The organism is Streptomyces sp. NPDC046203, from assembly GCF_040646255.1.
Classification (GTDB): domain Bacteria; phylum Actinomycetota; class Actinomycetes; order Streptomycetales; family Streptomycetaceae; genus Streptomyces.
Window position 1 is genome coordinate 100565 of sequence record NZ_JBEYZX010000002.1, and the last position, 15560, is coordinate 116124.

Consider the following 15560-nt stretch of genomic DNA (forward strand, 5'->3'; position numbering starts at 1 on the left):
GTCCGTGCCGCCCTGAGCAGGGGGAACCATGGAGAATCCGCCCGGAACCACCGGTGAGAGCTGGCTGGTCAAGGTCAGCACCACCCATGCCCGGACCGACCCCCATGCCTGCCCGTCCCATCTGCGCACCGTGGTCCGGCCCCTGCTCGGCGCGGAGGTTCTGGATGTCACCGGAACAACGCGCGTACCCCTCATGGGTGAACGGCCCAAGCTCCTGGAGGACTTCGGAGCCGGCCCCCTGTTCGCCGCGTTGGACCTATGGGAGCACGAGCGCTGGCAACCCGGCCGGGTGGTCGAGGAATTGCGCCAGACATCTGGCGCGTTCCGTGGGCGCAGCGCACCCGCGCACCCCTCCCTCATCGCATGGACCATCCAGGCGTTCGAGCGGTATGTCGCCGCCCGTACGCGGGAGCAATACGCCGCGCAGGCCGCTGGGTTGCCCCCCACCGTCCCGGTGCGGCTGGACTGGACCGTGCGCACCGCGCTCCGGGAGCACCCCGACGGCCGGGGCGCCCGGCAGTACGAGCACAAGACCTGGGGCCGTCAGTACGCCTCCGCGGACGGTGCGGTGAGGGAACTGTGGATCCCCTCCTTCGGCCGTGCGAAGCCCGACCGTCCGGCGGCGGAGAAGGCCGCGATCGCCTATGTCGTCGCACAGGGCCTGCCCGCCCGGAGGCGTGCACGTCAGGCCCGCCCGCCGGAGACCTCCCTGATGAATCCCACGCCACCGAAGCGGGTGCGGGTCTTCGACTTCGGCTGTGCGGACGGCAGCGTCACCCTCCTGCTCGACTGGGGGCCGGACACCGTGCGCGAGCGGTTCGGGCGGGACGCCGCACCCGCCTTCATCGCCGCTGCCACCGGCACCGGAGTACGCCCAGGCGCCAGTTGTGTCGACTGCAAGGTCATCGGGCACTGTGCCGAGCTGCCGCGCACTCCCCATCTGTGGGGACCGTTCCGGGATGCCGCGCCGTTCCGGGCCGCGCGTCGCTCCCTCTCCGCCTGGGACCTGCGGCTTCATGGAGACTGCCCCGCCCAGTACCACCTCGTGCGCCGGCTGTATCTCAACGACCTGACTCCCGAGAACCCCGGGGCGCGCCGTGGGCGGGCGGTGGACGCCGTGCTGAACGCGCGGCACGAGCTGCCTCTCCCCGGCGGCTGCCGGGAACTTCCCCAGGCGCACGAGGGCATGCTGCCCCCGGGGCACTCGCTGGAGGAACCACTGGCCCTGAGCGCCCTGCGGATGCTGGACGAACACCGGGCGCTCTGCCCGCTGGACGGGCTGACCCAGGACGAGAAGGTGCTGCCGCAGCACCGGGTCACGGCGTACATCCCCGAGCTGGACGTCGTCGTCCTCGCCGTGCCGGACCTGCTCCACACCCGGCGGGGGCGATGGATCTGGCGGGAGACCAAGACCGCTGCCGCACCCCTGTGGGAAGGCCGCCCGCTGCTGCGGGCCTTTCCTCAACTGGCCCTGGCTGTGCTGCTGTTCGACAAAGGAGCGGTGGGCGAAGGGGTGCGCCGCGGCCGTATCGAGCTGGAGCACCTGCGGGAGGGTGCGGGGGAGAGCCGCCTCGAAGCCGTCGATCCCAGCCGCCCCGCGACGGTGGCGGAAGCCCGTGAGGTGATCGCGGATCTCGCCGAGCCTCTGCTCCGGGACACCTCGTACGAACCTCGCACCGGCCGCCACTGCCACACCTGCCAAGTGCGTACCTGGTGTGCCCCCGGCGCCGCGTACGTCTCCGCCTCCCCGTCGTCCTCCGTCACCGACGGTGCGCCGGGATCGGTCGAGCCGGCGTGAGCGAGGACGCCGGGACGATTCCGGACTGGTGGGAGAACCCCGATGTGGTCCTGCTCCGCGACGTCGCCACGGCCGTCGCACGGCTGGACGAGGTCGGCGGGCTGGACTCCTTCGTCCTGCCGTACCCTCCTGACGCTCAGCGCGCCTTGGACGGGCTGGTCCTCGCCTGTCTGCGTGGCGGGGCGCAGCCGCCGGCGGGGGTGCCGGAGATGATCAGCTGGTGCCGGACCCGCCCCTTGCGGAGCTGGCCCCTCGACGCGCTGCCTCTGGATCTCTTCAGGGGGGACAACAGGCTCATCGACCCGCGCTCCGGGAGGCCGACACAGCTCTGTGGCGAGCTCGAGGTCAAAGGGTTCGGGAGCAGTACCGGCCGCCAGTACGCCCGGATGGTGATCGGCGAGGCCATGAACGCCTGCCGTGCGGCGAACTTGCCCCAGTCGTATACGGCGTTCCGGCGGCTGCTGGTCACCCGGCCCGTGCTGACCGAGGCGGAGTGGCCCGACGTCAGCACGGACCTTTACCTCGAACCGGTCCAGTTCCTCGTCGACGAGGTCTACGCGCCGGTGCCGGCGGGCCATGGCAGGGACGGGGTCGGCCTCGCCTGCGACCGCTGCCTCACGCTGCTCGTCCCCTTGGTCGACGGTGGCTGGTGGTGCGAACGCGAACACTGCCGACGCCTCGGCCCTCCTCCCCCCGGCCGGCGGCTGCTCGCCGATGAAGTGGGGGGGCTGTGGCAACTTCGGCGCCCGCTGCGGCAGTTCGTCACCGGGCCAGGGCATGCCGAGGTGGATCTGGAGAGGAAGCTGCGCCGTCTCGGTCTCGCCGTCGAGATGTGGCCCGGATACGACGCGTACGACCTGAGGATCACCTTTCCCGACGACCACGTCTGGGCGATCGATGTGAAGGACTGGGCCCACCCGGGGTTTCTGGGCCGTTCCGCCGCCACCATACGGCCCGAGCCGCCGTACGACGAGGCGTGTTGGGCCGTGCCGCACTTCCGGGTCCGTGAGCGCGGCGACTACCTGGAGACCTTCGCCCGGGAACGCCCCGCGCGTGCGGCCGGGCTCCGTCTGCTCACCGACGATCAGGTGGTCGAGGCCGCCCGGAAGCGCCTGCGCGGCGAACGAGGCCCGGACGCGCGCATCGCGCCGGAGCCCTCCAGGAGGAAGAGGACGGATCGTGCGTGACCGCAGCGGCTGGTACCAGGGACTGGCCAAAGACCTGAGGCCCTGGCCCACGGAGTACCGCGGCATCAAGCCCGCTCTGCTCTGCCAGGTCGAGCTGGGCCTGCGGCTGCTCGAGACGCTGGAGCCCGGACGGGCGGCGGACGGAGTTTGGGTCCTCCTCGGCGGCTACCCCTTCGCCTCCGCCGCCGGACTGGCGAGAACCCCCGAAGACCAGCTCGCCCTGACGGCGGCCCGCCACCTCCTGTGGCCCATGAGGCGACGGCGCCTGTGGCACCAGAGCCTGGAAAGCTACCGGCAGCTTCCCGAGCAGTTGCGCGGCTACCGGGTTCCGGCCGACGGCGGACCCGCCCGCCGGGTCGCGCACCCGGTGGCCGCTCACCGCTTCGAGGTCTACGACAACGCGCTCGGACGGGTCCCGGGCTTCGCGACGAACCCGCTTCCGTACGCGGGGGAGGGGACCCACCGTTTCAAGGAGCAGCGCCGTTATTCCTCCGTCACCATCCCCCCGGAGTTCGTGTTCGATCCCCCGCCGGGGCACGGCCTCGTCGCTCCCCGCCCCGGCCCCGGCGGCCCCATCGAGGTTCCCCTCGCCGAACTCGAGGACACCGCGCGGTGGATGGAGGCGCGGGAGCTCCAGCTCGGGAGGCCGTCCGGCCAATGGTGCGAGCGGCTGGCCAGCCTCGAACTCGACGTCCGTACGGCGGACGGAACGGACTTCGAGAAGGCGGAGGCGCTCACCCTGGACGGGCTGACGCATCTGGTGGGCATGGTCGGCGCGGGCAAGTCGACCCTCATGATCCTGCTCGCGGTCTGGGCGCACCAGCGCAATCTGCGTACCACCCTGGTGGTCGGCGATGTCGCCGAGCAGCTCAGCCAGACCCAGCTTCTCCAGGGGCTCGGTCTGCGGGCGGCGCTCGTCCAGGGCGCCACCACCCGGCCCAAGCACACCCAGCGCCTGCACCGGCGGCTCGCCGCACGCGGCAAGCGCTCGCTGCTGGACCACACCGACCCGGCCTTCGCCCACTTGAGCACGGCCTGTCCGCTCGACGCGCTGCGCGCCCTGGAGACCGACGCGCCCCTGCGCTTCGCCGACGCGCCCTGCGGCTCCTTGCATCCGGTGGGCCGCGAGTCGGACAAACCCGACCAGCAGGAGGACACGCGGTCGCACGCCGCCCGTGTCACCCGGGAACTCCAGCGCGCCCGGGGCGCGCGCCCGGACGGTGCCACCACCGGCGCCGCCGGCCCCGAGCTCGCCGATGGCGAGGAAACGGAGGACCCGGGGAAGCCGCACGCCTGTCCGCTGTGGAGCGCCTGCCCCCGTCACTCGCCCTCGCGCGACCTGGTGGACGCGCTCATCTGGGTCGCCAACCCCGCGAGCCTGGTCCAGACGTCCGTGCCGCGTCAGCTCAACGCCGAGCGCCTGCGGTATCTGGAACTCGCCTGTCTGCGCAGCGACATCGTCGTCGTGGACGAAGCCGACCGCGTTCAGATGCAGCTCGACCAGATGTTCGCCCCCACGGCCACCCTGGTTACCACCGGCCCCGAGTCGTGGCTCGACCGGCTCCAGACCCATGAGATCGCCGAACTCTCCCGGCAAGGGCGGCTGCAACTCTCCGATCAGGACGTCGAACGCTGGTCGGCCGCCCTCGATGTCGTCGGCTCGGCCGCCGATCGGCTGTACGCCATGCTCATCGCCACCCCGGCTCTGCGGAAATGGGCTCAGATCGACTACTTCAGCCCATGGACTCTTCAGGAACGTCTGCTCAACGCCTGGTACCCGCCGCCCCCGCGGGCCGTCGAGGACGACGACACGGTGGACGAGGCGGCGCTCTACGAGGACGAGGAGGCCCTGCATCCGTCCGAGGCCGCCCCCGTCGTGGAGGACACCCCCTGGGCCGCCTGCCGGGACCGGCTCACCAAGGTCTTCGACGTCTTCCGCGACGACCCCCTCGGTGATCGCGGGCCGCACGGCACCCTCTCCGACGACTTGGCGCGTCTGGCCCACGACGTCCTGCACACCCTCCATGAGAAGCGGACACGCAGGCGCGTGCGAGCTCTGCTCGACGCCCTGCTCGACGGTGCGCCCAGGCCCTTCGAACGACCGCCCCTTCCCGGCGAAGTGCCGCGATATGAATCCGAGTTCACCGAGGATTGGCTCGAACTCCAAGCTGAGCGGCTGGAGTTCACTCTGGTACTGGCGGCCCTGCACCAGCGGCTCGACCGGGTGACTTTTCTCTGGCCCCAGGTCGAGGCCGCTCTGCGGCTCGATCCCGGAGAGCACGAGCTGACCAGGCGCCCGCCTCTGGACTACGCGCCCCTGCTGCCCGAGTCCCCCATGGGCAACGTCCTCGGTTTCCAGTTCCTGCTCGACGAGCGCGATGGCCGGGACGGCCGGCGTACGGGCACCCTTCGCTTCTTCCGGTGCGCCGGGGTGGGCCGCGAGCTCCTGCTCTCCCTGCCCCGGCTGGGCGCCGACGCCGACCGGGGCACGACGGGCCCGAACGTCCTGCTCATGTCCGGGACCAGCTGGGCGGGAACGTCCACCCGGGCCCACGTGGTGGCGCCCGTCCAAGCAGTGCTCAAGCCGCAGCCGGAGGCACTGCGCTCGATCGGTGAGTCCGTGTTCCGCACCGAGTTCATGCACGACGACACCGGGCAGCCCATCCGTATCTCCGGGCAGAAACCGGAGACGCGAGAGGCCGCCCTGCGCCTCCTCGTGGAGAAGCTCGCACGCCCCCCTCGGGACCGCACCGGTAGTCCCCTCCAGCGCGAACTGGCACAGATTCCCGATTCGCGCCGTCGACGAGCCCTTCTGCTCGTGGGCAGCTATCGGGAGGCCGCGCTGGTGGCCGCGACGCTCTCGGAGATGCCCTCCTGGCGGGAACGCGTCCGGGTGCTCGCCGCGGACGACGCCGCGCTGGAGGCCTCCCTCGCCTCGGAGGCGCGCTCCGCGGGAGCGGCGACGGCGCCCGTCGTACGCCGGGGCGACCTGGCCGAGTTCGCGGCCGACAAGAGCGCCCAGATCCTGGTCGCGCCCCTGCTCGCGGTCGAACGCGGACACAACATCCTCACCCCTTTCCAGAGCCCCGGAGAGGAGCGGGTGGCCGCGTTCGGCACCGTGTTCTTCCTCGTTCGCCCCCACCCCCGCCCGGACGACCTCTTCCTCTCCGTCTTCGCCGTCAACGACTGGGCGGCGCGGTTCGTCCGCGACCAACCCGGGCTGGCCGAGGGCACCTTCGCCGGACTGGTCGGCGACGGGGCGGATCTGGACGGAGCGGGCAGCGCCTTCCGTACAGCCGCGCGCGGGGTGTGGCGCCGCCTGCTCTCCCGTTCCTACATGTACTCCAGGCTGTCCGCCCCGGAGAAGGAGTCGTTCGCCTGGGATCAGTTGGTCACCCTCTGGCAGGTGATCGGCCGCCTGGTCCGCGGCGGGGTTCCCGCCAGAGTCGTCTTCGTCGACGCCGCGTTCGCCCCCCGGCTCGCGGCGGCCGGCGGCCGCGCGACTGACCGGCGCCGACCGCGCTGGCAGAACGATCCCGGCCTGCTGGTCCGCCTGCGCGATGTGCTGGCCCCCTACTTCGCCGAAGACCCCGGAGCCTGTGCCGACCCCGCCGATCCATCCCTGGTCAGGCTGCTCTACCGGCCGCTGTACAACGCGCTGTGCGGGATCGACACCTCGCCGCCCGAAGACCGCTGACCCACGCCGGACAACCACCGGCCCCATCACGCAGCCCCGAGGGAGCATCACCGTGTACCGAGAGATCCGCCGATCCGCCTACCACCTCGCAGACCCCGCCGCGCCATGGACCGAGGACTACCGAGTCCTGCGCTTCCCTGAACACTGGCGGAGCCCACTTCTGGCGCTCCATAACCACGGTCGCCCCGAGGCCGAGTGGCAGCGGACCCTGCCCACCAGGAGCCTGGACACCGCGCTGCAGACACTCGCCCCCGAAGTGATCGTGCGGCCGAGGGCCCGCCCTCCCGTCGGTGAGGGACCTCTGCCACCCGAGGACTTCTGGATGTACGTGCCCGCGGACGCGCCCGACCCCCTTCCCGGCCGGGCAGGCGGTCAGGTGTTCAACGCCTGGCTGCGCACGCTGATGCCCCGGCGAACCGAGCCCACCCCGGAGCTGCGTGCCCTCCTCTTGCGATGCGGCGACGAGCTGGCGGGCACCCCGTTGAACTGGGAGAGCGTGCCAGGGGTGGATCTTCTCGGCGCGCACCCCACCGACGGCGGTACGGCCGCACCGGAGCCCCGGCAGTTCCAGCTCGCCGCCGACGCGCTCGCCCGCCGCGTCCGGGGCCTCGACCCCTACCCCTTCGAGGGGGGTGAACTGCGCTTCCAGGCGCTGCCCCGAGGCCCCCGGGACCAAGGCGCGGAGCTCATGTCGCAACCTCTGTGCCGCACCATCAAACGCAAGGAGTGGTGGTTCTCGATCACGCTCGGCATCTCGCTGCACACCACCCCCTTCGACCCGCGGCCGCGGCTGCATCTGCACTGGGGGGTACGCCGCTGGGCCACTCACACGAGGTCCGACACCGGACGGCTGCCACTGCCGTACGGACAGTCCACCACGGTGTATCTGCGACCCAAGATCCCCTGGCTTCCCGGGGTGCCTCCGACCGAGCGCGGCGCTCTGGCCCGGCTGCGGCGCGACCGCGCCTCCAACGGATTCACCTGGGTCGAGAACGACCCGGCCGGCATCCTGCACCAGCTCAGCGTCGTCGGACAGTTCCCGGCCCCCGACCGGCTGCTCGCCGGCCCGGAAGACTGGATCGGCGACGGCCCCGGCGTCCGGGCCGCCGTCGTCCACAGCAACCACATGGGCGCGCACGAGGTCGGCCCGGGACTCATGCCCCATCAGAGGTCCCAGCTCACCGCTTGGGCGGAGACGGCTCTGCCGCCGGGCCTGGTCCGGCTGCCCGATCTGGTGCGCGGACGCGGAAAGGGCATCGGCGCCCCGGCCAATCGGCGTGCCAAGCCAGTGGGCGAGCCGGCGAAGAAGGCCGAGGAATCACGTGCGGCGCTGGCCCGGCGCCGCGCCCTCGCGATCCTCGGGGACCGTGCCGGGCTCACGTCCGATCCGGAAGCCGAGCAGACGTATGTGACGGCCCGGCTGCTCTGGCGGACCGCGGAATTGCGCCGCCACGCGGTCCGGGAGTTCGCCAGGACGCTGGGCCTCGACGGCGATGGCGGAGCACACGACCTGCCGGAACAGGCCTTCGACGACGCCCGTCCTGGCCGGCCCGTGGTGCTCGAATGGCGGAGCCCGGAACTCGTGGTGCGGCTGCGCTGCCTGCCGCTCACCGACGGGCTCGCGGACGGGCTCGTTCTCGACCCGGCCGTCGGACGCCGGGGAGAGCGAGCGGCCCGTGCTCTGACCGTTCGCCGCCGGGAGCTGAGCGGCTGGCTGCGCGCGGACGGCGCCGACCCGAGCAATCCCGGTCTCGCCCTGGTCGAGATCGGCCACCGGACGACCTTCCGCGAGGTGGACACCGACCCCAAGTTCGCCCAGCGCCTCGGGTGCGCCGACGCGGGAGTGCTGACCCAGTTCGTCGTCACGCCCTCCGGGGAACGGCGGATCGCCAACGCGGACACCGTCGAACACCGGGCTCACCAGGCATGGCTGGACGGCTTCCGTCAGCTCGGCGTACGTGTCCTGCCGGAACACACCCTGGGAGGCGACCTGCCGGACGGACTTCAGTACGCCGCCCTCTGGATGGTCAAGCGGCGCAAGGACGGACCTACCCGGCTGCCGAGGCATCTGCCGGTCGCCGTGCTCGTCACTCCGCTCGCCGAGGGCGGCGGACTCTGCGTCGTCCGTGGATGGGACGACGACACCCGCACCTGGATCCCCTACCCGCACTTCCTGCTCGGGCTGGTGAAGAAGGCCGAGATCGACCCGTCCGCTCCGGACGAGCCCGGCGCCGACGGCGCGCCGCGCATCACCGCGAAGGCACGGCGGACCAATCTGTCCGAGCAGCGCAAGGACACCGCGCGCTTTCTCCAGCGCATGCTGCACTCGCTCCGCCATCACCCGACCGTACTCATCACCCATGCGCAGAACAGCAGGTCGCACTGGCCCTGGTTGCAGGACGGACAGATCGAACCCGACGCGATCAGGGTCGGTCACGCTCCACCGGGAGGCATCGACGACGAGCTCCGTCTGGTCCGGGTACGCGGGCGGGCCGGCCATGAGACGGCTCAGTGGTGGGGCTTGGCGGAGCCGGGCAAGGCCCATGGCCAGCCGGCGGGGTTCTGGGCCGTGCCTCCAGGGGGCGGGGAACACGGTGACATCACCGCGCGGGTGTTCTACAGCAGCACGGAACGTCCCGGAACCTTCGCGGTCTCACCGGCACTCGACAGGCTTGCCGCCCGGGTCAACGCCGCGGGAAAGCTCACCTCCCAGGCGGGCACCGGAGCCTGGAACCCGACGCTGGCCGAGATCGCCGTGCTCGGCTGCCATACGGAGCGGGACGTGGAGACGCCGTCATCTTCCGCGCCCGACGAACCCGAGGCCATCGCTCTCGCGACGCACCAACTGCGCATGGCTCCCGACTATCCGGTCGCGCTCTCCCTTCCGCTTCCCCTGCACCTCGCCGCACTGGCTCAGGCGTACGTTCTTCCTACCGTCGCGGCGGAGGAGACGGGAGCGGAGGCGACAGACGGGGAGACCGCGCCGGAGCGTTCCGACGAGGGGAGCGAGAGCCTTCCCGCCGACCGGGAGTCGGCCCCGGCTGCCGCCGACGTGCCGATTCCGGCTCCGCGTCGCGAGGCGCCGGACCGGTCGGCTCTCCTCTGACCAGGGGGATTCGGATGGATTCGGGGGAGGGGCTCCAGGTGGGCCGCCGCCCGGGTGAGCGGCGGCGTACCCGTCGCTTCGGCCGGAGGCGGGCTAGGGCGTGTTTCGAAAGTAGCTCCGTCCGCCCGGAGGGCGGGGCCTGCGGCGTCTGGTGCGTACGATCGCAAGGCGGAGGATCATCCTCGTACTGGGCGTACTTGGATGACTCCGACAACGCAGCGAGCGGGCGTGCCAGGCGTCGCGGGCCAGGAGGGACTTTCGAAACATGCCCTAGGTGTATTGCCCTGTGAGGTTGGGGACGCGGCTGGCGGGTGTTTTGCCTGCGAGCGCGGTGTGTCCGCGGTGGTGATTGTAGGTGTGGAGCCAGTTGGGGAAGGCGTCGCGTCGTTCCTGCTCTGATCGGTAGGGGCGGGCGTAGGCCCACTCCTCCATCAGGGTGCGGTTGAGGCGTTCGACCTTGCCGTTGGTCTGCGGTCGGTAGGGCCGGGTTCGTTTGTGGGTGATCCCGGCCGCTGCCAGCAGCTCGCGCCAGGCGTGCGACTTGTAGCAGGAGCCGTTGTCGGTCAGGACGCGCTCAACGGTGATTCCGGCCTGGGTGAAGAACGCCTGGGCTCGGGTCCAGAAGGCGGTGGCGGTTTCCTTCTTCTCGTCGGCCAGGATCTCGCTGTAGGCGAGGCGGGAGTGGTCGTCGACGGCGGTGTGGATGTAGCTGTAGCCGGCGTTCTTGCGGTTCTTGCGGCCGGGTTGACGGCCGAGGAACTTGTGCCCGCCGCCATCGGGGATGTTGCCGAGTTTCTTGATGTCGACATGGACCAGCTCGCCGGGGCGCTCGCGTTCGTAGCGGCGTATGACCCGGCCGGTTGCCCGGTCCAGATGAGCGAGGCGGGCCAGGCCGTATCGGGTCAGGACCCGGTGGACGGTCGAGGGGACCAGCCGCAGGTGGTGGGCGATGCGGGCCGGGCCCCACCGGCGCGCGAGGCGGACCTTGATGATCCGGCGTTCGGTGCGGGTCGGTGTCCGTTTCGGGCTGTGGTGCGGGCGGGAGGGCAGGTCACTCATTCCGGCCTCGCCCAGGGCCCGGTAGCGCGTGGCCCATCGCTGGGCGGTGGTGGGTGAGACCTGGAAGCGTTCGGCGGCCCGTCGAAGTGGCCAGCCGTCCTCGACCACGCAGCGGGCCAGGCGCAGGCGTCCGGTCTCGGTCAGGGGTGCATTACGGTGGGGCATGAGGGCCTTCTGCTGGTCGGTGTAGACGTCGCAATCCACACCGAACCCGGAAGGCCCTCACCCGTTCAAGATCCCTCAGCCGAGACCTGCATCACCCGTCCACAACCTCCCGGGGCAATACACCTAGGGCTCTCTGCCCAGGCCCGCCTCCGGAGGTGTCGCTCAGGCCCGCCTCCGGCCCGGTTCCGGCGTCACGGTCCCGGGCCCTGGCAGGCCTGTTCTACTCGAATTCGGAGAACAGCGCCGATTCGCGGGCGAGTTCAGCCGCCGGCCGGACGGGCTTCCATACGCGGCCGTGCCACGCGGTGGAGGCCGCACCGGAGGTCAGACGGGCGTCGTGCCGGCGGGTGGAGTTCGTCCCGTTGACGCAGCGCCTCGGGGCGGGTCGGCCGGTACGGCGTTCGATGTGGTTTCGGGGCATGGGTTTCTCCTGCCTTTGAGTTCTTTGTTCGACTGCGAGGTCGATTCCCCCCGCAATCGAAGACAAATTCGATGTCATCGAATGAATGACCTGGCGATTCCCGTCCTGTCGGACTAGCCGGATCGGGGTGCTCGAAGATTGTCAGGCCGAGCCCCTCGCGGCCAAGTGGCAAGCGTTAGGTGAACGTTAAATGCCGCTCGACGAGATGTGCCATGCTTCTCCTCCGATGCTCGCGGATCCGCCGCGAACGGGAAGAAGGCGAGGCGTCATGGAGCTCCGGTTGCTGGGTCCGGTGACGGTCCTCCGGGCGGGCCGGGCGGTCGGCATGAGATCGCGAAAGGCCTTGGAGCTGCTGGCCGTTCTCCTCGTCTCGCCCGGCCTTCGCGCGTCCCACGACGAGATCATGCGATATCTGTGGCCCCGGGAGTCGTTGAACCCGAATCGAATTCGGCAGACTTTTCACCAGCTTCGTAAGTCTGTGCCGGAAATTTGCTCCGAGGGCAACGAGAGAGGGTTCTGTGGAGTTCACGCCAAGCCGGAATGGGTCGATTACCTGCGCTTTCGAGGATTGCTGCGGACGGCGGACTTCACGCGCGACTCATCAGTGCGGCTCGATTCACTCCGTGACGCGACAGGGGAGTGGCGCGGGATTCTCTTCGATGGGATGCAAGGGGCCGCCTTCGATCGGAGACGGCATGAACTGATGGGGGAGCTCCGGGAGGCCACGACCGCCTGTGTCCGAACGGAACTCGAATGCGCTCAGCCGCGGGCCGCGCTCGATCGGGTCGATTCCGCCCTGGTGCACTGGCCGACGAGCGAGGCATTGCTTGAACTCAAGGTGCGCGCACTGCGTGCGCTCGGCAGGGAAGTCGAGATTGCGCCGCTTCTGGCCGAGTGGGAGCGGGAACGCGGCCAGTCCACCGCGCACCTGCTGCTCGTGGGCACGACAGGTGCGTACGACCAGGGGATTGCCGTCTCCATCCGTTCCATGACCCCGCCGAGACCCCGTCAGCTTCCGCTCGGGCCGGCCTCGCTGGTGGGGCGCCGCCGGCAGCGCGACCGGATGACCGAGGTTCTTCTGGGGCGATGCCCGGAGCGGTCCCGGCTGGTCGCCCTGTCGGGGCTGCCCGGCGTCGGGAAGTCCGCGCTCGCCGTCGAGGTCGCGGTGGCGCTCGACCAGTACTTCGCCGACGGCATCCTGTACGTTGATCTCGGAGAGGTCGCTCCTGAGGGCCTCCTGAGCCACGAGCACATCATCGCCCGGCTTTTGAACGATCTCGGCGTGCGCCCGGCCACGCCGACGCCCGAAGGCATGCTGTCCGCGTACCGCACCGCGCTCGCGGACCGTTCGGTCCTCTTGATCCTGGACAACGCGCGGGACGAGGCGCATGTCCGCCGGCTGCTTCCCCCGGCCGGGGCCAGCGCGGCGATCGTCACCGGCCGCCGCCACCTGGACGGGCTGGAGATCCGGGAGCGCGGCGAACTCATCCCTCTCGAACCACTGAATCGTGCGGACGCCGCCACACTCCTCGGCAAGCGGCTCGGCGAGGACCGCATGCGCACAGCCGCTCCCTTCGTGCCCGACATCGTGGAGCATTGTTCCGGGCTTCCGCTGGCGCTCGGAATCATGGCCGCGCGCATCAAACGGCGTCCATGGGCATTGCCGGACATCGTGCGCGAACTGCGAGTGGAAAGCACTCGGCTGCGTTCACTCGACCTGGGCTCCGAGGATCTGAGCGTACGTCTGTCGCTCGATACTTCCCGTCGGCAGCTTTCCGCGCCGGCGGCACGACTGCTCGAACGGCTGGCGATCCATCCGGGACCGACGATCAGTTGGGCGGCACTGCGGGCCATCGAGCCCGAGGACAGGCCTCATGTCAGCGATGCGGTCGACGAGCTTCTGGGGATGAGCCTGGCGCTCGAACCCTCGAGCGAGCGGTACGCCCTGCATGACCTGGTCCGGGTCTACGCCGAGTCGCTGACCCGCGAGTGGGCCGAAGCCGAGCGGATTCGCGTGGTGAAGCGAATGCTGCGTTACCTGCTTCACCAGGCGTGGGCCTGCGACCGGCGGCTGGAGCCCGGGCGGCGGTTGCCGATCGGCCGGCCCAGCACACTCGACGTCATGGACCCGGGCGACGCGACGGCGGCGATGAGCTGGTTCGAGGCGGAGTACTCGACGCTGACCGCCGCCGTCGGACTGGCCCAGCGGCACGGACTCGACCGCTACACATGGCTGTTGTCGATGACCCTGGTCACCTTCCAGTGGCGGTCCGATCGCCATCTGGACGCGCTCGCCGGTCTCCACCGCGCTCTCCCCGCGGCGACACGGGAGTCCGGCCCGGCCGACGTGGCCATGGTGCGCCGGATGCTCGCCGGGACGCACCGAGCCCTGGGCGACGTCGCGGCTGCCGTGCGGGAGCTGAACGGCGCGGTGCGGATCAGCGACGACGACGGAGACATGCTGGGGGCCGCCCTGGCGCGCCACACCCTCGGGATTCTGCTCCAGGAGAGTGGTGCCCCCCGGGAGGCGCTGGAGCATTTCGGTGCTGCTCTGCCCGCCTTCGAAGAACTCCAGGACGTCCTTGGGCAGGCGGCTGTACTGAGCGGCATCGGGAGCGCGCGATACGACCTCGGCCAGTACGAGGAGGCAGCCGAGTGCTGCTTGCGGACCCTGTCCCTACTGGTGGACACAGGCGATGTCAACGGGCAGGCGCACGCGCACTTCACTCTGGGGCGCATCCGGATGGCGCGGGAAGATCCCGAAGCCGCCGTCGCCGAGTTGGTGCGTGCTCGTGTGCTGTATCGGTCGTTGGCCTATGGGAGCAGGGAGACAAGAACACTGGTCTGGCTCGCGATGGCTCTCCGGGCCGCAGGAAGGGCTGCCGAGTCGGTCGAGGCGACGGAACAGGCCGGAGCCCTCCTGAGGAGGGCGGGCGAGAGGGATGTCGACGCGGCCCTCGACCGGATCGCCCGTCTTCCGTGATGTGGTTCGGACGCTGACCGGGGTGGGCGCCTCCTCGTACGGCCTGAGGGCTCGTCCGGGTAGCGCCTGCCCGAAGAAGTCGACGACGGGGCGGACGACTGGCCGACTGCCGTACTCACGAACAGTGACCGTACGTAAATCAGCCGTCACGGTCGACGCTGTCGGCGCGGTATGGGTGACCGGCGGTCTCCCCTGGTGGGATGTTGGTGCAAAGCGGGTGAAAGCGCCGGAACTCGCCTCTGAGGTGAGGTGACTGGCAGGCGGCGGCTAAGTCGGGTCTGCCGGCGGGCGGCCATCGGATGATCATGGCGATCGGTGATCATCACAGGTCATCGCGGTGCGGTCGGCATTCCGCTTCTTCCCCCGGCTGGCGTGAATCGCGCACCGGCGACCCCGGATTCCTGGTGTCGTTGACACGTGCAGAACAATACGGTTGTATTGTTTTCGCTTGAGAGGGTGGCCGGTGGAGCGGTGGACGAGTCCATCGTGAGCGCGCATCCCATTTATCCGTTGGCCGTCTCTGGTTCGGGGGAGATTCCGTGAGGGAGAGTGGACGCGCGTTATGGGTCGCTGTCGCGCTCATGGCGTCGACAGCCCGGAGGTTATCGATCCCGCATGTTTCGTGGGGCCTCTTGATCGGCGATAGTGTGCCGAATCCATCTCGAAGTCCGGTGGCCCATAAGGCCGGTCGAGCGCTATCGGTCGGAGGGTGTTCCTTGCGCCCCGTGCCCCGTTGCCCTGGCTTACGGGTGGGCGGATCGCGGCGGGGGCGCCTGCTGCCCCGGTGTCCTGACATCGCGGCGTCCTGGGGTGAGCGGTCCGGCCGGATCCGGAGCTGATCGCCGAGCACGCTACTGAGACGCCCCATGCCGCGCCGGTGAGGGGGCGGGAAACGTGCGGCGGAAGTCGTGGCGCTCTCGCGCGGCATGAGTCCGCCTCGTCTCTTCGTGGACCATTTCCTTCGTGCCGCACGTAAAAATCAGTGCGCCATTCGATAGTACTTTCAAGGCGGCTCGCTCTCGCCTTGCGCCCTGCGCGGCGCCAATAGCCTTCTTTTTATCGCCGGTTGGCCATCCAGGTGTTTCCCGTGGCCGTACGAGACCGGCGGTCTCTTCAGTGTGCCGAAATTCAGACCATCGGCGTG

At 70.3% G+C, this 15560-nt stretch carries 7 protein-coding genes; 5 read left to right on the plus strand and 2 right to left on the minus strand.

The features are described from left to right. The first annotated feature begins 28 nt into the window (after nt 1-28). Genes ABZ990_RS02240 through ABZ990_RS02255 form a run of 4 tightly spaced genes read left to right on the plus strand, consistent with a single transcriptional unit; the run spans nt 29 to nt 9788 of the window. The gene (locus ABZ990_RS02240) at nt 29-1798 is read left to right on the plus strand and encodes a PD-(D/E)XK nuclease family protein (RefSeq protein ID WP_361223898.1); all 1770 of its coding nucleotides are present in this window, start codon (nt 29-31) and stop codon (nt 1796-1798) included. Further along, complete coding sequence (locus ABZ990_RS02245; protein ID WP_361223901.1) at nt 1795-2985, plus strand: hypothetical protein; 1191 nt, start codon at nt 1795-1797, stop codon at nt 2983-2985. The genes ABZ990_RS02240 and ABZ990_RS02245 overlap by 4 nt, the downstream gene beginning before the upstream one ends. Next, nucleotides 2978-6682, plus strand: coding sequence for a hypothetical protein (locus tag ABZ990_RS02250; protein WP_361223904.1), 3705 nt, complete (start codon nt 2978-2980; stop codon nt 6680-6682). Before ABZ990_RS02245 ends, ABZ990_RS02250 begins: the two co-directional genes overlap by 8 nt. Nucleotides 6683-6734: 52 nt before the next feature. After that, nucleotides 6735-9788 (plus strand): DUF3962 domain-containing protein, encoded by a 3054-nt coding sequence (locus tag ABZ990_RS02255; protein ID WP_361223907.1) that lies wholly within the window; start codon nt 6735-6737, stop codon nt 9786-9788. 270 nt (nt 9789-10058) lie between these two features. On the opposite strand, the gene ABZ990_RS02260 is transcribed toward ABZ990_RS02255, so the two are convergent. Together ABZ990_RS02260 and ABZ990_RS02265 are read right to left on the minus strand one after the other, a co-directional pair. Then, the gene (locus tag ABZ990_RS02260; RefSeq protein ID WP_361223910.1) at nt 10059-11012 is read right to left on the minus strand and encodes an IS481 family transposase; all 954 of its coding nucleotides are present in this window, start codon (nt 11010-11012) and stop codon (nt 10059-10061) included. A gap of 220 nt (nt 11013-11232) precedes the next feature. Continuing rightward, nucleotides 11233-11433, minus strand: coding sequence for a hypothetical protein (locus ABZ990_RS02265; protein WP_361223912.1), 201 nt, complete (start codon nt 11431-11433; stop codon nt 11233-11235). 268 nt (nt 11434-11701) lie between these two features. On the opposite strand from ABZ990_RS02265, the gene ABZ990_RS02270 reads away from it, so the two are divergent. Further along, nucleotides 11702-14416: an NB-ARC domain-containing protein gene (locus tag ABZ990_RS02270; protein WP_361223915.1), complete on the plus strand. Its 2715-nt coding sequence runs from the start codon at nt 11702-11704 to the stop codon at nt 14414-14416. Nucleotides 14417-15560: the final 1144 nt, after the last annotated feature.